Annotated in this window: 18 protein-coding genes; 9 read left to right on the top strand and 9 right to left on the bottom strand. The window is 73.4% G+C overall.

What is annotated here, in order from left to right:
- The first annotated feature begins 9 nt into the window (after positions 1-9).
- Entirely contained in the window at positions 10-690 is a 681-nt protein-coding gene (locus K7C20_RS32840) for a DUF305 domain-containing protein (protein WP_107083371.1), read from the top strand.
- Between the two features lie 9 nt (positions 691-699).
- On the opposite strand, the gene K7C20_RS39540 is transcribed toward K7C20_RS32840, so the two are convergent.
- The gene (locus K7C20_RS39540) at positions 700-1,773 is read right to left on the bottom strand and encodes a DUF6214 family protein (protein WP_053209018.1); all 1,074 of its coding nucleotides are present in this window, start codon (positions 1,771-1,773) and stop codon (positions 700-702) included.
- A 193-nt stretch (positions 1,774-1,966) separates the two neighbouring features.
- On the opposite strand from K7C20_RS39540, the gene K7C20_RS32830 reads away from it, so the two are divergent.
- Positions 1,967-3,352, top strand: a complete 1,386-nt coding sequence (locus tag K7C20_RS32830; protein ID WP_030086511.1) for an FAD-dependent oxidoreductase — start codon at positions 1,967-1,969, stop codon at positions 3,350-3,352.
- 119 nt (positions 3,353-3,471) lie between these two features.
- Here the strand turns inward: K7C20_RS32830 and K7C20_RS32825 are convergent, their stop codons facing one another.
- On the bottom strand, positions 3,472-3,843 hold the full coding sequence (locus K7C20_RS32825) for an ArsR/SmtB family transcription factor (RefSeq protein ID WP_030086514.1): 372 nt from the start codon (positions 3,841-3,843) through the stop codon (positions 3,472-3,474).
- Positions 3,844-4,009: 166 nt separating this feature from the next.
- Here K7C20_RS32825 and K7C20_RS32820 point away from each other — a divergent pair, with 166 nt between their 5' ends.
- The 7 genes from K7C20_RS32820 (at position 4,010) to K7C20_RS32790 (ending at position 11,126) form a co-directional block, all read left to right on the top strand.
- The gene (locus K7C20_RS32820; protein ID WP_030086516.1) at positions 4,010-5,113 is read left to right on the top strand and encodes an NADH:flavin oxidoreductase/NADH oxidase; all 1,104 of its coding nucleotides are present in this window, start codon (positions 4,010-4,012) and stop codon (positions 5,111-5,113) included.
- A gap of 145 nt (positions 5,114-5,258) precedes the next feature.
- Positions 5,259-6,341 (top strand): WD40/YVTN/BNR-like repeat-containing protein, encoded by a 1,083-nt coding sequence (locus K7C20_RS32815; RefSeq protein WP_030086517.1) that lies wholly within the window; start codon positions 5,259-5,261, stop codon positions 6,339-6,341.
- A gap of 156 nt (positions 6,342-6,497) precedes the next feature.
- On the top strand, positions 6,498-7,175 hold the full coding sequence (locus K7C20_RS32810; protein ID WP_030086519.1) for a uracil-DNA glycosylase: 678 nt from the start codon (positions 6,498-6,500) through the stop codon (positions 7,173-7,175).
- A gap of 23 nt (positions 7,176-7,198) precedes the next feature.
- Complete coding sequence (locus tag K7C20_RS32805) at positions 7,199-8,329, top strand: phospholipid scramblase-related protein (protein ID WP_053209017.1); 1,131 nt, start codon at positions 7,199-7,201, stop codon at positions 8,327-8,329.
- Positions 8,322-9,359, top strand: coding sequence for an N-acetylglucosamine kinase (locus K7C20_RS32800; protein WP_245171047.1), 1,038 nt, complete (start codon positions 8,322-8,324; stop codon positions 9,357-9,359). The genes K7C20_RS32805 and K7C20_RS32800 overlap by 8 nt, the downstream gene beginning before the upstream one ends.
- 93 nt (positions 9,360-9,452) lie before the next feature.
- Positions 9,453-10,406 carry a sirohydrochlorin chelatase gene (locus K7C20_RS32795; protein WP_409351330.1) on the top strand — a complete coding sequence of 318 codons (954 nt, stop codon included), beginning with the start codon at positions 9,453-9,455 and terminating at the stop codon, positions 10,404-10,406.
- A 378-nt stretch (positions 10,407-10,784) separates the two neighbouring features.
- Positions 10,785-11,126, top strand: coding sequence for a nuclear transport factor 2 family protein (locus tag K7C20_RS32790; RefSeq protein WP_030086523.1), 342 nt, complete (start codon positions 10,785-10,787; stop codon positions 11,124-11,126).
- Between the two features lie 20 nt (positions 11,127-11,146).
- On the opposite strand, the gene K7C20_RS32785 is transcribed toward K7C20_RS32790, so the two are convergent.
- The 7 genes from K7C20_RS32785 to K7C20_RS32755 form a co-directional block, all read right to left on the bottom strand.
- A complete protein-coding gene (locus K7C20_RS32785) occupies positions 11,147-12,193 on the bottom strand; it encodes a lactonase family protein (protein ID WP_030086525.1) in 1,047 nt (348 codons plus the stop codon).
- A 200-nt stretch (positions 12,194-12,393) separates the two neighbouring features.
- Positions 12,394-13,902, bottom strand: coding sequence for an FUSC family protein (locus K7C20_RS32780; protein WP_053209027.1), 1,509 nt, complete (start codon positions 13,900-13,902; stop codon positions 12,394-12,396).
- A 376-nt stretch (positions 13,903-14,278) separates the two neighbouring features.
- Positions 14,279-16,240, bottom strand: coding sequence for an acyltransferase domain-containing protein (locus tag K7C20_RS38605; RefSeq protein ID WP_063781271.1), 1,962 nt, complete (start codon positions 16,238-16,240; stop codon positions 14,279-14,281).
- A gap of 360 nt (positions 16,241-16,600) precedes the next feature.
- Positions 16,601-16,870 (bottom strand): acyl carrier protein, encoded by a 270-nt coding sequence (locus K7C20_RS32770; protein WP_030082858.1) that lies wholly within the window; start codon positions 16,868-16,870, stop codon positions 16,601-16,603.
- 11 nt (positions 16,871-16,881) lie between these two features.
- Positions 16,882-18,135 (bottom strand): ketosynthase chain-length factor, encoded by a 1,254-nt coding sequence (locus K7C20_RS32765; protein WP_053209015.1) that lies wholly within the window; start codon positions 18,133-18,135, stop codon positions 16,882-16,884.
- Entirely contained in the window at positions 18,132-19,397 is a 1,266-nt protein-coding gene (locus K7C20_RS32760; protein ID WP_030082856.1) for a beta-ketoacyl-[acyl-carrier-protein] synthase family protein, read from the bottom strand. The genes K7C20_RS32765 and K7C20_RS32760 overlap by 4 nt, the downstream gene beginning before the upstream one ends.
- Positions 19,398-19,702: 305 nt before the next feature.
- A complete protein-coding gene (locus K7C20_RS32755) occupies positions 19,703-21,301 on the bottom strand; it encodes an acyl-CoA carboxylase subunit beta (protein ID WP_030082854.1) in 1,599 nt (532 codons plus the stop codon).
- Between the last annotated feature and the right edge of the window lie 75 nt (positions 21,302-21,376).

Raw genomic sequence — 21,376 nt, 5'->3', positions numbered from 1 at the left:
GTGCGCGCGTTGAAGCGTCCCAGGAGAGCGATCGTCCTCGCCGCGGCCGGCTGCGGGCTGGCCATCTCCCTTGCCCTGAGCGGCTGTTCGTCCGCCGACGACGCCGGAGCGAACCGTGCCCCCAAGCCGCACGTGGTGGCGCCCGGCAAGCCGGGTGAACCCGCGAAGACCCTCACCGTCGACGAAGCCAGGAAGGCGCGCGGCGACGACTCCCCCAACTCCGCCGACTTCGGCTACGTCCAGATGATGATTCCGCACCACCGGCAGGCACTGGTGATGACGGGCCTGGCCGAGCGGTATGCCCACACCGAGCAGGTCGGGCGGGTGGCGGACCGGATCGCCGCGGCGCAGGGGCCCGAAATCGGCGCCATGGAAGGCTGGTTGAGCGGCTTCGGCGGGTCACGCACGGAGTTCGGGCACCACCATCACGGGGAGATGCCCGGAATGGCGACCGCCGCCCAGCTCGCCCAGTTGCGGGCGGCGCGCGGCGAGAAGTTCGACGCGCTCTTCCTGAAGTTGATGATCGCGCACCACCAGGGTGCGGTCTCCATGGCCACGGAGCTGCTCTCCGAGGGCAGGAACACGCTCGCGGAGGAGATGGCGAACGATGTCATCGCGCAGCAGAGCGCCGAGATCGGGCGGATGCGGCGGATGCAGCGGAAGCTGCCGGACGCCGGGGAGACGCCCTGACGTTGCCGGTCAGCGCTTGTTGTGACGCGGCGTCAGCAGCCCTTCGTCGCGGGCGCCGGCGATCAGCCGCAACGCCCTTCGGCGGTTACGTCCGGTGGCCAGCATGACGGCCAGCACCGGATCGCACCCTTCCCGCTGGGCCTGGCGGTACGCGTCCGCGGCGAGCCTACGGCGCTCACCGGCCCGCGACCGGGCGAGGACGGCGGAGCGGGCGCGCTCGGGCGGCTTGGCCGAGGCGGGCGGCGGCTCGCCCGACGTCGATGACCCGGCCGGGGCCGGTGACGTGGAGGCCGTGACGGGCGTGGACGACGCGGGCGAGGCGGCCAGGGCCGGGGACGGTTCGGCGGAGGGCTCGGCCGCCGGTTCGGCGGACGGCTCGGCAGGGTGGCCGGTACCCCTGTGCGGTGCCGTGCCGTGGACTGCGCCGTCGCCCCGCATGACGCCCGTCGGGCCCGTCGGCCCCTCGCCCGGCGCGGCCGCACCATGAGACGCGGCGGGCGCCACGCCCTCCCCTGCCGTCACTCCCGCTCCGGCACCCCTCGGTTCCGGTTGCGGCGCATGTCCCGGCGCCGTCCCGGCCATCGGCCGTGGTGTCGACGATGTCGGCCCGCTCGGCGAGTTCGGCCGCGGGCCGGTCGCCGGCTCGGGTGCTGCGCCCTTCCCGGGCTCCGCTTGCGGCCCGGCCGGCGGCCTTCCGCCCCGCTCCGGCGAGGTGGCCGCCGGACCGGGCTGCCGGGGTGCGGGCCGTGTCCTGCGCGGCCGCCCGGTGGCCGCCCGGAAGGCGTCGTCCAGGGGGCCTTCGATCCAGCGGGCCAGGTCGGTGAGGCCGGTGAGCGTCAGCGGCGGGTCGGCCCGCACGTCCTCGACGGTGATGTGGTCGTCGGAGACCGTCACCAGGACATCGACCCGGGCGCCGTCGGCGAAGGTCAGCCGGGCGCTGCACCAGGGGCCCAGCGGATCGAGCCGGGGCAGCGGGCATCCGGGGCCGCGGGGTCCGGCCGGATCGTCGGGGGCGGCGGGGTCGGGGGCGAGAGAGGGCGCGGCGGAGCCGTGCGCCTGGAGCTCCCATGTGGGCCACTCCAATGGCGCGCCCTGGGCTTCATATCGGTGATTAACGGTATAAAAGTCACTTTCCGACACATTGAAAACCTAGCCCCCCGCTCACCCGGCCCAGTAGCGCGGCACGCTCATCCCACCGGGAGCAACCCCGATAGCGCATCTCCCGTCGCGCGCCTGCCGGTGCGATCCTGGGGGTATCCCGCGAAAGGGGCCACTCGTGCTTCGTGTCGCAGTGATCGGTTCTGGACCCAGCGGCGTCTACACCGCCCAGTCCCTGATCGAGCAGCAGACCGTGCCGGACATCGAGGTGTACGTCCTCGACCGGCTGCCCTGCCCGTACGGTCTGGTGCGCTACGGCGTCGCGCCGGACCACGAGAAGATCAAATCGCTCCAGAACAATCTGCGTACGGTGCTGGAGCACCCCAAGGTGCGCTTCCTGGGGAACGTCGAGGTCGGGTCGCCGGGGCTGGGCGTCGAGGAGCTGCGGGAGATCTTCGACGCGGTGGTGTTCTGCGTGGGCGCCGCCACCGACCGGCATCTGGGCATCCCCGGTGAGGAACTGCCCGGCAGTCATCCGGCGACCGAATTCGTCGCCTGGTACAGCGCGCATCCGGATGCGGCCGCGGTCCGTTTCACCTTCGCGGCACGGTCCGCCGTGGTGATCGGCGTGGGCAATGTGGCGGTGGACGTGGCGCGGATGCTGTCCCGTGGTGCCGACGAGCTTGCCGCCACCGATATGCCGCAGGGGCCGCTCGGCGCGCTCGCGGACAGCCGCGTCGAGGACGTCTGGATGGTCGGCAGACGCGGCCCCTCCCAGGCCAAGTTCACCACCAAGGAGCTTCGGGAACTGGGTTCCCTTCCGGGGACGGAGGTACTCGTACGGCCCGAGGAGCTGGCGCTGGATCCGGCGTACCGGGATCCGGGCGGGCTGCCCGCGGTGGGGCGGCGGAATGTCGAGGTGCTGCGCGGCTGGGCGGAGCGGGCGGCTGCCGCCCCGCCGGGCCCGGACGCGGGGGCCGAGGGGCGTGGGCGCCGGATTCATCTGCGGTTCTTCCTGCGACCGGTCGAGGTGCTCGGGGATGCCACCGGAGTGCGCGCGGTCCGGTTCGAGCGAACGGCGCCCGACGGGCGCGGCGGGGTCGCGGGGACCGGTGAATTCGAGGACATCGAGGGGCAGTTGGTGCTGCGATCGGTCGGCTACCGGGGGACGCCGCAGCCCGGTCTGCCGTTCGATGAGACGACCGGGACGGTGCCGCACCTGGCCGGGCGGGTACTGCGGGACGGGACGCCGCTCACCGGTGTGTACGTGGCGGGCTGGATCAAGCGAGGCCCCACGGGGGTGATCGGCAGCAACCGGCCGTGCGCGAAGGAGACCGCGCTGTCGCTGCTGGCGGACGCCCCTGCGCTCACCGGGCGCGGCAGCGCCGAGGACCCGCTCGCCGCACTGATCCGGGTGGGGCAGCGGCCGGTTCCGTGGCCGGGCTGGCTGGCGATCGAGACCGCCGAGGCGGAGTGGGGCCGCGGACTGGGGCGCGGCACGGTCAAACTGCCGGACTGGGCAGGGCTGTTGGAGGCGGCGCACTCGGTGGAAATGACCCGCTGAACCAGGGCGGGCGACGGCGAACCGGTCCTGGCCCGCCGGAGCGGCCCGGCCCCGCTGAGGCCTGTCTTCCATGTCCCGTCGTTCGCCCGCGAGGCTTATGGGACTTTGAAGACGGGGCCCTACTCCGCCCCGAGGCGGCCGGCCTGGAGGTCGGCTGCCCGCAGGACACCGTCGATCAGGCCGGGGAAGAGCTCTTCCAGATCGGCCCGGCGCAGCCCGTTCATCTTGGCGGTGCCCCGGTAGAGCTGCTGGATGACGCCGTGCTCGCGCAGCACCCTGAAGTGGTGGGTGCAGGTCGACTTGCTGACCGGGAGCTCGATGTCCGCGCAGTTCAGCTCGCCCTCGGCGGCCGCCAGTGCGCACACGATGCGCAGTCGCACCGGGTCGGCGAGGGCGTGCAGCACATCGGCCAGCCTGATGTCCTCAGGGGCCGGGTGCTCCAGCGACCGGGAGCCCGACGGAGCGTGCGGGGAGGTCGTTTCGGTCGGCATGAGGGCTCCTGACTGGTCCTGCGGGGCTCGGTGGGGCCTGGCGCGCCGCGCCCGCCCGCTCATTGTACGAGAAGCTTCGTAGTTTGACATCCACCGTAGTACGACGCCTATCGTATGAGTGCGGGGCCGGCCGGCACCCGTTCGCCTTCAGGTACAGGAGCCTGCCGTGAGCGCACTGTTCGAGCCCATCACCCTTCGCTCGCTGACCGTCCCGAACCGCCTCTGGATGGCGCCCATGTGCCAGTACTCCGCGGCTCCCGAGGGCCCGGCAGAGGGGGTGCCCGGTGACTGGCACTTCCAGCACCTGGCCGCGCGAGCGGCGGGCGGCACCGGCCTGATCCTCACGGAGGCCACCGCGGTGAGCCCCGAAGGACGCATCAGCCCGTACGACCTCGGACTGTGGAACGACATGCAGACCGAGGCGTTCCGGCGCATCACCGGCTTCCTCAAGGAGCAGGGCACCGCCCCTGGAATCCAGATCGCCCATGCCGGCCGGAAGGCTTCCACCGAGCGCACCTGGGTGGACCGTGGCGCGCCGCTCCTCCCGGGGCAGCGGTACGGCTGGGAGCCGGTCGGGCCGAGCCCGGTGCCGTTCGGTGACGGGTTCGCGGCCCCCGCGGAGCTGTCCGTGGCGCAGATCGGCGAGATCGTCGAGCAGTTCCGCGCGACGGCGCGGCGGGCGCTGGCAGCCGGCTTCGAGGTCGCCGAGATCCACGGTGCGCACGGCTACTTGATCAACCAGTTCCTCTCCCCCTTCACCAACCGGCGCATCGACGAGTACGGCGGCTCGTACGAGAACCGGACGCGGTTCGCGCTGGAGGTCGTGGACGCCGTACGGGAGGTCTGGCCCGACGAACTGCCGGTCTTCTTCCGGATCTCGGCGACCGACTGGCTCACCGAGGACGAGAGCGACCCGCGCGAGGGCTGGACGGCCGACGACACCGTGCGTTTCGCCCGCGAGCTGCGGGAGCACGGGATCGACCTGCTGGACACCTCCACGGGCGGCAACGCGCCGGACGCGAAGATCAGCACGGGACCCGGCTACCAGGTGCCGTTCGCGGAGCGGGTCAAGAAGGAGAGCGGTCTCGCGGTGGGCGCCGTCGGCCTGATCACCGAGGCCCGGCAGGCCGAGAAGATCATCGCGGACGGCCAGGCCGACGCCGTACTGCTCGGCCGTGAGCTCCTGCGCTCCCCCAGCTTCGCGCAGCACGCGGCCCGGGAGCTGGGCGCGCAGATCACCGTGCCGCAGCCGTACCACCGGGCCGTCTGAGGCCGTCCCAAGGGCGTGCGGGGCCCGCGGCAGGAGCGGGGCCGCACCGTCCGACCTGCGCGGACACGTTCCGGGACGCCGTTGTCAGTGGCCGGGTGCAAACTTGCCACTGTCTGAGACAACGGCGTCCCGGAGGTGTTCCGGCATGACTGACGTACTACTCGCGGTGGGCACGCGCAAAGGGCTCTTCATCGGCCGTCGACGGCATGGTGACTGGGACCTGAGCGGTCCGCATTTCCCCGCGCAGGCCGTCTACTCCCTCGCGATCGACACCCGCCGCACCACGCCCCGGCTGCTGGCCGGGGCCGACAGTGCCCACTGGGGCCCGTCGGTGTTCCACTCCGACGACCTGGGCGAAACCTGGCACGAGCCCTCCCGTGCCGCGGTCAAGTACCCGAAGTACACCGGGACTTCACTGGAGCGGGTCTGGCAGCTGCATCCGGCCGGCCCCGCCGCCCCCGATGTGGTCTACGCGGGCACCGAACCCGGCGGCCTGTTCCGCTCCGAGGACGGCGGTGAGACCTTCGAGCTCGTACGGGCGCTGTGGGACCACCCGAGCCGGGAGCAGTGGGTGCCGGGCGGCGGCGGGCTGGCCGTCCATACGGTGGTCACGGATCCGCGGAACGCCGACGCGGTCACCGTCGCCGTCTCCGCGGCAGGCGTCTTCCGCACCCTCGACGGGGGCGCCAGCTGGGCCCCGTCGAACAAGGGCGTGAAGGCGGTCTTCCTGCCGGACCAGCATCCCGAGTTCGGCCAGTGCGTCCACAAGATCGCGCAAGACCCGGTGCACCGCGACCGGCTGTATCTCCAGAACCACTGGGGCGTCTACCGCAGCGACGACGCGGGCGCCGAGTGGACGGACATCGGCGGCGGCCTGCCTTCCGACTTCGGCTTCGCCGTGGCCGCCCATCCGCGCACGGGAGACGTCGCCTACCTCTTCCCGATCACCGCCGATATCGACCGGGTGCCGGCCGGGCACCGCTGCCGGGTCTTCCGCACGACCGACGCCGGCCGGAGCTGGCAGGCCCTGAGCGACGGACTGCCGGACGAGGACCATTACGGCACCGTGCTCAGGGACGCGCTGTCCGTCGATGACGCCGATCCCGCGGGGGTGTATTTCGGCAACCGCAACGGCGAGGTGTACGCCAGCGCGGACGACGGCGACAGCTGGCAGCAACTCGCCTCCCATCTGCCGGATGTGCTGTGCGTACGGGCCGCGGTGGCCTGAGGGAGACGGAGGAGCAAGGGACGCGACGCGGCGCGATGGCACATATCGGATAGCGGCACCTAACGGGGCGTCAGTTGCGAGGGGTCGCCGTGCCGGCCGGACGAGGCTCGGGCCATCGGTTGAAGGGGAGCGGGCCGCGGCCAGTAGGGTGATCCCGTGGCTGCACGACCTCTCCAAGACATTGTCGAACCAGGCTGGGCCAAGGCACTTGAGCCCGTTGCCGGACAGATCTCCGCGATGGGCGACTTCCTACGGGCGGAGATCGCCGCGGGACGCACCTATCTGCCGGCCGGCAACAATGTGCTGCGCGCCTTCCAACAGCCCTTCGACGAGGTGCGGGTGCTCATCGTCGGACAGGACCCCTACCCCACACCGGGGCATGCGGTCGGGCTGAGCTTCTCCGTGGCGCCGGATGTACGTCCGTTGCCCGGCAGCCTGGAGAACATCTTCCGCGAGCTGCACTCCGACCTCGGGCTGCCCCGCCCGTCGAACGGCGATCTGACTCCGTGGACGCACCAGGGCGTGCTGCTGCTGAACAGAGCGCTCACGACGGCGCCCCGCAAGCCCGCCGCTCACCGCGGCAAGGGCTGGGAGGAGGTCACCGAGCAGGCCATCCGTGCGCTGGTGGCGCGCGGGCGCCCGCTGGTGTCGGTGCTGTGGGGGCGCGATGCGCGCAATCTGCGGCCGCTGCTCGGCGATCTGCCGGCCGTCGAGTCCGCGCACCCCTCCCCCATGTCCGCCGACCGGGGATTCTTCGGCTCGCGGCCCTTCAGCCGGGTGAACGACCTCTTGGTGCGACAGGGCGCACAGCCCGTCGACTGGAGGCTGCCCTGACACCGGGCGATAGTGTGCCTGGCATGACGAATGCGAACATCCCTGCGGGCTGGTATGCCGACCCGCAGGGCACCCCCCACCAACTTCGCTGGTGGGACGGGTCCCAGTGGACGGAGCACACCCACCCGGGACAACAGGCCGCGGCGCCGGGCCAAGGCCAGGCGCCGCAGCCGGGGGCTCAGCAGGCCCCGCAACAGCAGGCCCCACAGCAGCAGGCCCCCCAGCAGCAGGCTCCTCAGCAGCAGGCCGGCCAGCAGCCGCCGCAGCAACAGACGCTCCAGAAGCCCGCGCCGCAGCAGCCGATGCCCCAGCAGTTCGCACCGCAGCAGCAGGCGCCGGGCCAGGCCCCGTATCCGGGCCAGCAGCAGGGTGGTGCTCCGTACGGTCAGCAGGGTTACGGCTACCCCCAGCAGGCGCCCGGCCAGCAGGCGCCGGGTCAGCCCATGCAGCAGCCGTACGGCCGGCAGCCGATGCAGCAGCCGGGTGCGCAGCCGGATGCCGTGCAGCAGCAGGTGCAGCACCAGGCAGGGGTGACGCCCGGCGGACCGGGCGGCGGCACGCTGTTCACCGAACCGGTGCTGGTGGTCAACCAGAAGGCCAAGCTCATCGAGGTCACCAACGAATACGGGGTCTTCGACCAGCACGGCAACACGATCGGCGCGGTCGTCCAGGTCGGCCAGAGCACGGCCAAGAAGGTGCTCCGCGTCGTCTCCAGCCTCGATCAGTACATGACCCACAAGCTGGAGATCCGGGACGCTTACGGCCAGCCGCAGCTGATCCTGACCCGGCCCGCGAAGATCATCAAGTCCAAGGTGATCGTGCAGCGCCCGGACGGCTCACCGGTCGGCGAGATCGTGCAGCAGAACGCCATCGGGAAGATCAACTTCGCGATGATGGTCAACGGCCAGCAGATCGGCGCCATCAAGGCCGAGAACTGGCGCGCCTGGAACTTCGCCATCATGGACCATGCCGAGACCGAGGTCGCCCGGATCACCAAGACCTGGGAAGGTCTGGCCAAGACGATGTTCACGACCGCGGACAACTACGTCCTCCAGATCCACCATCAGCTGCCCGACCCGCTGCTGAGCCTGGTCGTCGCCACGGCCCTGACCGTCGACACCGCCCTCAAGCAGGACGCCCGCGGCTTTGGCTGAGCCCGCCGGCCACAGCCCGGGTGCCCTCGGGTCCGGCCGTTTCCTCGGGGTGCTCGGGGTCGACTCGGGCGGTTCGGGGCTGCGGATCGCCGTCGCACGCGCCGACGACGCCGAGGCCCGGCCGCTGGCCGGCCGCTCCTCGCCCGAGCCGGTGCGCACCGGTCCCGCCGGGATCGACGCGGACCATATGTTGCGCCAACTCCTGCCCATGGCGGAGGAGTTGCGGCGCGAAGCGGGTGCGCACGGGTTTGCGGCGGTGTGCGTGGGCGCGGCCGGTATGGCGACGCTGGGCGCGGAGCTGCGTGCCCGGCTGCCGGCCGCGTTGGCCACCGCGTTCGGGGTGCACCACCTCGCCCTCGCGGCGGACGCCGTGACCGCGTACGCCGGTGCGCTGGGCCAGCGGTCCGGTGCCGTGGTGGCCGCGGGCACCGGAATGATCGCCCTGGGCACGGATCTGACCACGAAGGGCGGTTGGCGCCGCGCGGACGGCTGGGGCCATCTGCTGGGCGACTGCGGTGGCGGCGCATGGATCGGCCGTGCCGGGCTGGAGGCCGCGATGCGGGCGTACGACGGACGGCCGGGCGGTTCGGCCGCCCTGCTGGCACGGGCGGAAGCGACGTTCGGGCCGGTCGCCGGGCTGCCCGGCGCGCTCTACCCGCGCCCCGACCGGCCCGCCGTGCTGGCCTCGTTCGCCCCGGAGGTCGCCCGCTGCGCCGCCGAGGACGACCCGGCGGCCCTCAACATCGTGCAGGCCGCAGCGGGCCATATCGCCGATGCCGCCGCGACGGTCTGCCCGCCGGGGACCGGCACCGCGGTGGCCTGCACCGGCGGGCTGTTCGGACTGGGCGAACCGCTGCTGGCCCCGCTGCGCACGGCGTTGGCCGAGCGGCTGCCCGACGCCCGCCCGGCAGCGGCCGCGGGCAGCCCGCTCGACGGGTCGCTGACCATCGCCGCGGCACTGGCCGGCGACCGCCTGACACTGCCCGCCGACGCGCAGTTGTTGCAGATCACACGGCCTGCGCCGGGGTAGTGGGCGTGACGCGCGGGATAAATCGGGACGGATACCTCGCCACCGAACCCTCCCTCCGCGCGGGGGTGGCCCGAACCGTTAGCATGCGGCGCCATGAGTTCCCCCACTGGGCCCGCACCTGGCTCGCCCGATTTTGACGCCGCATCCCCGAGCCCGGGAGCCGCACCCGGCCTGCCTGTACGAATGCCGCGACGGCAGACCGGCCGCCACCGCAAGCCGGAACCGCTCGCCGCACCCGAAGGCGCGCCCGCCCTGGTGCTGGCCGTGCCCGGCACCCCCTCCGCCGCCTCGCGCAGCCTGGCGGAAGAGGTTTCGAGCATCGCCCGCTCGGAGCTCCCCGGCCTCGACGCCCGGATCGGCTACGTCGACGGCGGGGACGACGAGTTCCCGTCCCTGGAGGCCGTGCTGGCGCAGGCCGCCGTGGAGCACAAGGCCCGGGTGGGCGCCGACGGGCAGCCCGACCCCGGCCCCGCCGCTGTGGTGGTGCCGCTGCTGGCCGGGCCGGACAGCGCCCTGCTGCGCCGGATACGCCAGGCCATGATGAACAGCGGCTCCGGCGCCGAGCTGACCGATGTCCTCGGCCCGCACCCGCTGCTCGCCGAGGCGCTGCACGTCCGGCTCTCCGAGGCCGGTCTGGCCCGCGCGGACCGCGCCCGGCTGTTCACCGTCGCCACGGCAGCGGACGGCATCATCCTCGCCACCGTGGGCGGCGAGGAGGCCGTGCAGGCCGCCGGGATCACCGGCATGCTGCTCTCCGCGCGGCTCGCGGTGCCGGTGCTGGCCGCCGCCCTGGACGAGGAGGGCGCCATCTCCCGTACGGCCGAGCAGCTGCGCGGGTCCGGTTCGCAGCAGCTGGCGCTGGCCCCGTACCTGATCGGCCCGGAGATCACCGACGGCCTTCTGGGGGCGGCCGCGGCGGAGGCGGGCTGCGCATCGGCCGAGGCGCTGGGCGCCTACGGCACGGTGGGCCGGCTGGCGCTGTCGAACTACGCGGCGGCGGTGGGCATCACCCTCCCGACGCAGACGCAGGGGGCGCCGGTCCGTTAGGGGTCTCCCCGGGCCGGACACATCTCTCCGAAGGGCCGTCTTCGCGCAGTGCGCGGGGGCGGCCCTTCGCCGTGTCCGGGTGCGGTCTCCCGGTGCGGTGTCCCGGTGCGTCCAGGCGCGCTGTCCAGACGGAGACGATACGTCCGGTTCCGCTGCGAGCGGCACAGATGCCCCTCAGGCGGCCCAGGAGGCCGGAGGTCGCGGTGCAGGCGGAGGTGTGGGCGTGCGTCCACGAGAGGCCCTCACAGGGCGCTTTCCGTGCCCCTTGGGCGCCGACCGATGAGTCGAGGAACCCGGCGGCGTCCCACACCCTGTAAAAGCCATTCACCGGCCGCTCGCCGCTCGTGGCGCGGCCGCGCCGTCCACGGAAGGAAGTTCATGTCGAACGTCGACCTCGTCCGCGCCGCCTTCGCGGCCTACCTCGCCCAGGACCGCGCGGCCATGGAACGGCTGCTCGCGGAGGATTTCGTCTTCACCAGCCCGCAGGACGACCACATCGGCAAAGCCGCTTTCCTGGAGATCTGCTTCCCCACGGCGGACCGGTTGCGCTCGCAGGAGATTCTCGACGCCGTGGCCATCGACGGCGAGCAGGTCTTCGTCCGGTACGAGTACGAGCTGACGACGGGCGAGCGGCATCGCAACGTCGAGGTGATGAGCGTGCGGGACGGCCGGCTCGCCGAGACGCAGGTGTACTTCGGCGGGCGCTTTCCCCAGGGGTGAGGCGGCGGCCCGGGGGCAGCTCAGACGAAGACCACGCAGGAGGCGGCCGGTGCCTCGACGGATCCGCCCCGGGCCGGGACGCCGGTCGCCGGGTCGACGGTGAACCAGGTGACGTCGCCGGAGCGCTCATTGGCGGCGTAGAGATGCCGGCCGTCGGGATGCAGCGCCAGATCGCGGGGCCAGTGGCCACCACAGGGGACGGTGGTGACGAGGGTTGCGGTGCCGCCGTGGAGGGACAGGACGGAGAGGCTGTCGTGGCCCCGGTTGGCGGCCCAGGCGAACCGGCCGTCGGGGGAGACCACGAGTTCGGAGGGGAAGGTGTCCGCCGCAACCGCCCTGGCCTCGTCCGGGAGGAGGCGGGTCTCCCCCAAGGGGGTCAGCGCACCGTGCCCGGGGTCCCATCGGCAGACCGTGACCGTCGGATCGAGTTCGTTGAGGACATAGGCGCGGTCGCCGTCGGGGTGGAAGGCGAGATGGCGCGGGCCGCTGCCGGGCCGCAGCCGGGTCTCGGCGTGTACGGTCAGCGCCCCCTCGGCGGCCAGGGCACAGCTGCGGACCGAGTCGGTGCCCAGGTCGACGCTGAGCAGCCAGCGGCCGCTGGGGTCGGGCAGCACGGCGTGGGCGTGCGGGCCCTCCTGGCGGTCGGACCGCGGGCCGCTGCCCTGGTGGGCGAGCACGGTGGCGGGTCCGGCGAGCGTGCCGTCGGCCCGTACGGGGAGCGTACTGAGGCTTCCGGAGCTGTAGTTGGCGGTGACGAGACGGCCGTCGGCCAGGGTGAGGTGGGTGGGGTCGGCGCCGTCCACGGGGACGGCGGGTGCCAGTAGTTCCGGTCCCCGGCGGGTCAGGGCGAAGGCGGCTGCGGCACCGTCCGGGGTCTCACTGACCGCGTAGAGGTACCGGCCGTCGGGGCTCGGGGCCAGGTAGGAGGGGTTGGGGACGGCGTCGGTGGAGTGCAGCGGGGTGAGTGCGCCGGTGTCCGGGTCGACGGCCGCCGTGGTGATGCCGAGGCCGCCGGCCGCGGTGAACGATCCGATGTATGCCCGTCGGCCGTGGTCGCTCGTCCCCACTGGTCCGCCCTTCGTCCGCCCGCCCGTTGAGGTACCCGGCCGACGCTAACAGTCAGGGGCGGGGCGGTTGGGGGCGTTGGCCGGTTCCCGCTCACGGGCGCGGGCCCGTGGGCCCGGGTGCCCGTGACCGCGGGTACGCCCCGGGCGCCCCGGGCGCCGCGAAGGAGGGGCCGTGGCGGCGGTGTCCGCAGGCGCCGGGGTCAGGCGTCGACCAGGGGGGAGCGCCGGGAGCTGCGCAGTGGCGCGGCGAGCTCGGCGAGCGCCCGCTCCAGGCCGTGGAGATGGACCAGTGCGGGTTCCGCCGCGGGAGGGTGCGACTCGGCGACGGTGGTGGCTGCCGCGTCGCGTGCGCCGCGCGGTGTGGTGAGGGCTTCGACGGCTGCCTCCACCCGCTGGCAGGCGGCGGTGAGCCGGGCGTCGTGGGATGCCTCCGGGTCGGCGGCGATGGAGGCCAGCCCGCGGACCTCACGGGCGCAGTCGTCGAGCAGCGCGAGCACCTGCCGCGCCCGCGCCTTACGGGCCCGCAGCGGGCTCAGCGGGTGCACGAGCGGGGAGAGCGACAGCCGCACCCTGCCCAGCAGGAGCTCCAGGTCGGCGACGTGGGGGGCGGGGTCCGCGGTCGCGGAGCCCGCGAGGCGGGCGGCGGCCTCGGCGGTGCAGTGGTGCACACAGCGCAGGGCCCGCTGGATCCAGGCGTCGGTGGTGGCGTGGGTCGTGACGGGCAGCACCAGGAGCACCGCCAGCGCCGCGCCGAGCGCGCCCACCCCGGTCTCCGCGAGACGCAGCGTGAGCAGGTCGGCGTCCAGCACTCCCAGCAACCCGTACAGCAGCGTGGCCATCAAGGTCACCGCGAGCATCATCCAGGTGTACGAGACGGCGGCCGTGTAGAAGATCCCGAAGACGCTGACCGCGACCAGCGCCACGGTGGGGACGACGGCACCGTGCAGCGGGACGGCGACGAGCAGCCCGAGGGCGATGCCGACGACCGTGCCGAGGGTCCGGCGGAAGCCGCGGACCAGCGTCTCGCCGCGCGAGGCGGTGTTCACAAAGATCCACCAAGTGGCGCCCACGGCCCAGTACCAGCGCTGTTCGGAGAGCAACTGGCCCAGGACGAGGGCGAAGGCGCTGCCGGCGGTGGCCTGGATCGCCTGGCGGGTGGTCGTCCGGGCGAGTCCCCGGCCGCCCGGCGGAGCGGGCAGTACGACCGGGGGCAGCCGGCGCTCGTAGCACCACACCCCGAAGCGGACGGTCGAGGAGGCGAGCAGGGAGAGGGCGACCGCGGCATACAGCTGGGGCAGCTGGTCCGGCACCGTGTGCAGGAACTGCGCGGCGAAGAACGTCATGAACGCGAACACCCCCAGGGCGTGCCCGCGCGGCCCCCAACGGCGGGCGTAGACCCCCGCACCCACCACGGCGGCGAAGGCCACGCCCCGTGCCACCGGGTGATCGTGGAGCACCGCCGCGGCGGCGAGCACCGGGAAGCCGACCGCGGGCAGCAGGCCCGTGGTGACCATCTGTTTGCGGGGCGTGGCATCGGTGACCGTGAAGAGGGCGAGCAGCGCGGCGAGCCCGCCGGTGATGGCCGCGACGAGCGAGTGCTCGGCGTAGCCGCACACGGTGACCGCCAGGCCGATGCCGAGGACGGACCGGGCGGCGCTGCGCAGCCGCAGCCACCCCGGATCCGGAGCCACGAACATCCTCTTCAGCACAGCTTCCACCCCTTCGACGTTCCCGCATGAAAAAGGCGCCGCGGGGATCCGCAGCGCCATCGACGGGCCCATCACAGCATCATTGCGGCAGGTTGCTCAACAGAGGCCGTGAGGACTGTGCCATTGGTACAGCCTGGCCCGCTCCCGTCGTGCCATAAGGAGGCCAATGGGCGGGAGCGGGGGCCAACGGGCGGGATCGGGGGCCGGGGCAAGGTCTCCGGTCCCCGACCGCTCTCGGGGCGCGGTGGGTGCCGGGGGGCAGCCGGGCGCTCCCCGACGGCCGGAGCGGGGAGCGGCTGATGGGGAGCGGCTGACGGGGAGCGGGGCCGCCGCGGGAAACCGGCGCGGGCACCCCGGATTCCCGTCCGCGGCGGCTTCAGCTCGCGACGCCCACCGGGGGTGTGTCGGCACGGGTGGCGGGGGCGGGGTCGGCCGCTTCCGCGGCGCAGGTCCAGAGCCGGGCCAGGGCTTCTCCTTTCAGCTGGTGGCCCTCCTGCCAGAGGCGGCAGGCGGCGGTCAGGACGGCGTGCCGGTCGGCCTCCGGGGTGGTGGGGCGGGCGGGCAGGAGGGGGACGGCGGCCGAGGCGCCCAGACGGACGGCGCGGTGACGGCGGGCGAAGACGGTGAGGGTCTGCCGGGGGCCCGCCTCGACGAGAAGCATGTCGTCGGCCGCCAGCAGCTGATCGAGCGCGGGCTGGAAGAGCACCGGGTCGGTGATCTGACGGGCCCAGAAGCGGGGGCTGACCGCGTCGTCGGGGCCCAGCAGGTCGCCGGTGTAGCCGGAGTAGAGCGGCAGGGCGGGGACGCGGAAGGGGATACCGGTGTAGGCGCGTTCCACCGCGGCCGAGGCCGGGGCCATGGCCGGGCTGTGGAAGGGGCTGGTGGCGGGCACCGTGACGACGGTGTGCCCGTCGGCGCGCAGGGCGGCGGCGGTGTCCGCCAGCGGAGCGGTCGAACCGGCCAGCATGGTCTGGCTGGTGGCGTTGACCGCGGCGATGACGACATCGGCGCGCAGGTAGGGCCGCAGGGTGTCGGCGCCGGCGGCCACCGCGAGCATGCCGCCCGCGGGAATCCGCACCGCCGCGACGACCCGCTCGCGCATCATCGCGACCGCGTCGCTGAGCGGGACCACTCCGGCGAGAACCGCGGCGACCAGTTCGCCGGCGCTGTGACCGAGGAAGGCGGCCGGGCGGATGCCCCAGCTGAGCACCATGCACCCCAGGCCGTAGTCGACCGCGAAGAGCAGGGGCTGGGCGCGGCGGACGTCGTCGATGGCGAGGGACGGGGCGTCGGTGAGCCAGTCGGCGCGGATGGCGGGCCCCTCCGGGCCCATCAGCCCCAGTACGGCATCGACGGCGGCGGTGAAGACCGGGTCCCGGCCGTAGAGTCCGGCGGCCATCGCGGTGTGTTGGGAGCCCTGGCCGGGGAAGAGCAGCGCGACCGGGCGGGGGCGGGGCGCGTACCCGGCGCGGGCCGCGGCGACCGCCGCAGGGGCCCGCTCGGCGGTGGTGACGGCTCCGGCGCGGACGGGGCCGGGGGCCTGGCCGCAGGGCATCGTGGTGGGCAGGGCGGGGAAAGCCTCCGGGAACAACCCGTCGAGCAGGGGCGCCAGTTCGCGCCGTACGCGCTGTTCCTCCGCCGCGTTGCCACCGGACCAGAGCAGCAGACGGGGCGCCGCGGGGTCGGTGAGCCGGCGGCTGTGCCGGGAGGGGCGCAGGATCGGCTCGTCCGCCGGTCCCGCGCAGCCCTCGAAGTCCAGCACCCCCAGCACACTGTCGTCGGCGGCGACCGCTTCGGCCGCCCGCCGGAGGGTCTGGACGGTGACGGCCCGGCCCAGGGGCTCCTGGAAGCCCGCAACCAACGCCAGGTCGGCGGTCTTGGCCTGGAGTTCGTGGTGGGCCAGGTGCAGGGCGTGCGCGGGTGAGGGGGCGGCACGCACCGGGATGCCCTCGTGCGTGGCGGGAAGTCCGGTGAGCGCGGCGGTGGATCCGATGAAGACGACGGTACGGGGCGGCAGTTCACGGGGCCTGCCGCCAAAGGCGTGCAGCACGGCGGTGACGGCGGTGGGCGAGAGCGCGCGGCCGGCGGAGGCGTCGAGGACGGTGCCGAGGGACGTGCCGGTGACTGCACCGGGGGCCGCGTCGGTACCGGTGGCTGCATCGGTACCGGTGGCTGCATCGGTAGCGGTGGCTGCGTCGGGCGCCGCGTCGATACCGAGGGCCGGGCCGGTGCCCGCTTCGTCGGCGGCGGGCGGGGTGTCCGTGTCGCCCGGGAACGGTGGTGCCTTGGGGGTGATCTCCAGCCTTCTGGTCACCGCGGTCTGGTTGGCGAGAGACATGGGTGCCCTCCTTCCGGGCGGGTGCACATGCGGGGTGTGGCAAGTGGTGCGCGGCGGGCGGATGCCGGGTGGGGGCGGTCTGCCTGGTGGGAGCGGTCTGCCGGGCGGTGGCAGGGGCATGGGCGGTGCGGGGCCGGCGTGGTGCGGGGAAGGGCGCGGTGCGCAAGACGGTGGTGGTGCGGGGGGGCGGCGGTGGCGGCCGTCGGGCCGGGCGCGGGAAACGTGCAGGGAAGAGGAGCCTGCGTGGCGGAGCCGGTGGTGGTGCGGGCCCCGCCACGAGGCAGCCTCACTCCTGTTGGAGCGGCGCCGAAGGCGGCCCGTCCGGCCGGGGGAACCGGGATGGCCGCCTTCGACGCCTGATCATGCGGCCGACGTGCTGCCGGCGTTGATGAGGTCGAGCAGGGCGCGCGGGGTCTCGGCGTCGACGACCGCGTCGTCCGGGATCTCCACGCCGTACTCACGCTGGATCTCGCCGATCACCTGGAGCAGCGCGAGCGAGTCGTAGCCGAGCTCGATGAAGGGCGTGTCGATGACGTCGCCGTCCAGGTCGACGCCCTCCTCCTCGCCCGCGCTCTCGCGCAGCATCCGGGTGAGGTCGGTGAGGGTGACGTGGGTGGTGGTGATGGGCATGGCGTGTCCTCTCAGTCGTTCCGGCCGGATGCCGGGTCCGTCGTCGCGGCATGCCGTCGTACGACGAGGGCCGCGTTGAAGCCACCGTGACCGCGGGCGAGCACCAGCGCGGCGCGCAGGTCCTGCTCCCTCGGTGACCCGGTGACCAGATCGAGGGGGAAGTCCGTGGCCGGGGCTGCCACGTTGACGGTGGGGGGAATGACGCCGTCGCGAAGGGCGAGCAGGGCGGTGGCCACGTCCAGGGCCGCGCCGCCGGCGAGCAGCCGGCCGGTCATGGTCTTGGGGGCGGTGACGGGCACGGCGCGCGGGCCGAAGAGGCCGGTGATCGCCTCGGCCTCCACCCGGTCCAGGTCCGGGACGCCCGCCGCATCGGCGAAGACCACATCGATGTCGGCGGGTGTCAGGCCCGCGTCGGCCAGCGCGTTGCGCGCGGCCCGGCCCAGACCGGGCGGACGGGCGGAGCCGGGGGCCGGGTCGAGAGTGGCGGCGTACCCGGCGATTTCGCCGTAGACCTGCGGTGCGCGGCGTTCGCGGGCGCTGCCGGCGTCCTCGGTGACGAGGATGGCCCCGCCCTCGCCGGCGACATAGCCGCAGGCGTCCGGCGAGAACGGCAGATAGGCACGGGCCGGGTCACCGGCGGTGCTCATCCGCCCGGAGGCGAGCTGCGGTACCCAGCCCCAGGGGCACAGGGCCGCGTCGACACCGCCGGCGACGACCAGCGGGATGCCCTTGCGGATATGGCGCCGCGCGTGGCCGAGGGAGTCGATACCGCCGGCCTGTTCGGTCAGCAGCACCCCGCTGGGGCCGCGCATCTTGTGCCGGATGGAGATCTGGCCGGTGTTGACGGCGTAGAACCAGGCGAACGACTGGTAGGCGCTGACGTACTCCTTGCCCTTGCTCCACAGGTTCTGTAGTTCCCGCTGGCCGAACTCGACGGCGCCTCCCGAGGCGGCGGTGACCACGCCCATGCCGTACTCGGGCAGGGCCGCCGCGTCGACCCCCGCGTCGTCGATGGCCCAGGCGGCGGCGGTCATGGCGAGACGGGTCATGTGGTCGGTCTGCGGCATCAGCCGGCTGGGGATGTGCTCCTCGGCGACGAAGCCGGGGACCTCGCCGGCCAGCGTCGCGGGGTACTGCGAGGCGTCGAAGCGGGTGACCGGGCCGATACCGGAGCGGCCGTCCAGGGTCGCCTTCCAGTAGTCCTCGGTGCCCAGGCCGTTGGGTGCGGTGATGCCGATGCCGGTCACCACGGTCGTGGCGGTCATACGGCGCTCCTCTCCGGGCGGGCCAGCACCATCGCGCTCTGGAACCCGCCGAAGCCGCTGCCGACACTGAGGACGGTGTCGGTCTTCTGCTCGCGGGCGGTGAGCGGGATGTAGTCCAGGTCGAGTTCGGGGTCGGGCTCGTGCAGATTGGCGGTGGGCGGCAGCACCGAGTGCTCCATGGCCAGCGCACAGGCGGCGATCTCCAGCGAGCCGATCGCGCCGAGCGAGTGCCCGATCATGGACTTGATGGAGCTGACCGGGGTGCGGTAGGCGTGCGCGCCGAGGCTCCGCTTGAAGGCGCCGGTCTCGTGCCGGTCGTTCATCTTGGTGCCGGAGCCGTGGGCGTTGATGTAGTCGATGGCGGTGGGGTCGATCCGCGCCTCGTCCAGGGCGGCGTCGATGGCCTGCGCCATCTCACGGCCGTCCGGCTTGAGGCCGGTCATGTGGTACGCGTTGCAGCGCGCGGCGAACCCGGCGATCTCCGCGTAGATGTGCGCACCGCGTGCCCGTGCGCTCGTCAGCTCCTCCAGCACGAGGACGGCCGCGCCCTCGCCGAGGACCAGTCCGCTGCGGGTGCGGTCGAAGGGGCGGCAGGCGCTCTCCGGGGTGTCGTTGCGCGGGGTGGTGGCATGGATGGCGTCGAAACAGGCCGAGGTGATCGGGGAGATGGGCGCCTCGGTGGCGCCGGCGATCATCACGTCACAGGTGCCCTCGCGGATCAGCTCGACGGCGTGCCCGAGGGAGTCGAGTCCGGAGGTGCACCCGGTGGAGATGACGGCCGCGGGGCCCTCGGCGCCGGCCGCCATGCCGACCTCGGCGGCCATCGAGCTGGGCACGAAGTGCCGGTAGAGCTCGGGGACCGCGTAGGTGTGGTCGACCTGCCAGCTGCGTCCGCCGTTGCTGACGACGACGTACTCGCGCTCCAGGCTGGTGGTGCAGCCGACCGCGCTGCCCAGGGAGGTGCCGATCCGGCCCGGGTCGAGGCCGGCGGTGTCCAGGCCGCTGTCGGCGAGCGCCTCGCGGGTGGAGACGACCGCGAACTGCGCGGCGCGGTCCAGCCGGCGGATCTCCTGGGGCGTCAGTCCGGCCGCCACCGGGTCGAAGTCGCACTCGGCGGCGACCCGCGAGCGGAACGGGGAGGCGTCGTAGAAGGAGATCGTGCGGGTCGCCGACCGGCCGGCGGTCAGCAGGTCCCAGTAGTTCTTGATGCCCACTCCCCCGGGCGCCACGGCCCCGAGTCCTGTGATGGCGACTCTGCGCATCGCCGCTACCTCGCCTTCGACGGGGCCGGGTACCCCTGCGGGTACGGGCCTGACAGAACGTTGCGGGCCACGGTGTTCCCTTCGGTCGGTCCGCTCCTCGATGAGCCCGGCGGCCGGGGCCGGGGCCGGGAGGGGTGTCCCCCCGGCGCCCCGCCGCCGCGGCGGACAGCTTCGGTGGCCGTTCGTGGCGCTTCCCCCGCTGCCGGCTCCGCCATGGTTCGGCCCTCGCCTCGATACCCGCTCGTATGTGCGTGGATCTGCCGACGGGGATGCCGTGTGTGCTGGTCAGCGGGCTGCCCGCGGCTCTATGTCGGGACGATGCCGTGCTTGCGGTCGGGCAGTTCGGCCTTCTTCTCGCGGAGCATGGCCAGGGACCGCACCAGCACCCGCCGGGTGTCGCCGGGGTCGATGACGTCGTCGACGAGGCCGCGTTCGGCCGCGTAATAGGGGTGCATCAGCTCGGACTTGTACTCCTTGACCAGTCGCTCGCGGGTCGCGTCCGGGTCGGGGGACGCGGCGATCTCGCGGCGGAAGACGACATTGGCCGCGCCCTCGGCGCCCATCACCGCGATCTCGTTGGTGGGCCAGGCGAAGGACAGGTCGGCGCCGATGGACCGGGAGTCCATGACGATGTACGCGCCGCCGTAGGCCTTGCGCAGCACGACGGAGATACGGGGCACGGTGGCGTTGCAGTACGCGTGCAGGAGCTTGGCGCCGTGCCGGATGATGCCGCCGTGTTCCTGGTCTACGCCCGGCAGGAAGCCGGGCACGTCCACCAGCGTCACCAGCGGGATGTTGAAGGCGTCGCAGGTGGTGACGAAGCGGGCGGCCTTCTCCGAGGCATGGATGTCGAGCACGCCGGCCAGGGTGTTCGGCTGGTTGGCGATCATGCCGACGGTCTGCCCGTCGAGCCGGGCCAGGGCGCACACCACGTTGCGGGCCCAGCCCTCGTGCACCTCCAGGTACTCGCCGTCGTCGACGATCTCCTCTATCACCGCGCGCATGTCGTAGGCGCGTCCGGGGTCGGCGGGGACCAGGGTGGTGAGCGCGTCGGTGCGCCGGTCCGCGGGGTCCTCGCCCCGTACGGGCGCGGCGAGTTCACGGTTGTTGCGGGGCAGCAGCGACAGCAGCCAGCGGACCTCTTCCAGGCAGGCGGCCTCGTCGTCGAAGACGAAGTGGGCGACGCCGGAGGTCCCGGCGTGCACATCCGCGCCGCCCAGACCGTTGTGGGTGATCTTCTCCCCGGTCACGGCCTGGACGACGTCCGGTCCCGTGATGAACATCTGGGCGGTCTCGCGCACCATGAACACGAAGTCGGTCAGCGCCGGGGAGTAGGCCGCGCCGCCGGCACACGGGCCGAGCATCACGGAGATCTGCGGGATCACCCCGGACGCGCGGACGTTGCGGCGGAAGATCCCGCCGTAGCCGGCGAGTGCGGTGACGCCCTCCTGGATGCGGGCGCCCGCGCCGTCGTTGAGCGAGACCAGCGGGGCGCCGGACGCCTCCGCGAGGTCCATGACCTTGTGCACCTTCGTCGCGTGCGCCTCCCCCAGCGCCCCGGCGAACACCCGGAAGTCATGGGCGTAGGCGAAGACGGTGCGGCCGTGCACCAGGCCCCAGCCGATGATCACGCCGTCGCCGTGCGGCTTGCGGGACTCCAGCCCGAAGCCGGTGGCACGGTGCCGGCGCAGCGGTTCGATCTCGGTGAAAGTGCCCTCGTCGAAGAGGAGTTCCAGCCGCTCGTGGGCGGTCAGCTTGCCCTTGGCGTGCTGCCGGCGGGTGGCGGCCGCGTCGGGGCCGCGGCTGACCTCCTCCTTGAGGCGGTGCAGTTCGTCGGTGGCCCGGCCGAGGTCGGGGCGCGGCGGGGCGAGCGGCGGGGTCGCGGTTTCCTGAAGGATCGTCATCGGCCGAACGTAGGAACGGCGGCTCGAACCCCGCTGGAGAGCGCGCGGCGGCGGCTGCCGGGCGCTCGTGGCCCG

This window comes from Streptomyces decoyicus, assembly GCF_019880305.1.
Lineage (GTDB): Bacteria > Actinomycetota > Actinomycetes > Streptomycetales > Streptomycetaceae > Streptomyces > Streptomyces decoyicus.
Note: the sequence above shows the minus strand (reverse complement) of the source record. Positions and strands in the feature narration are given on the sequence as shown.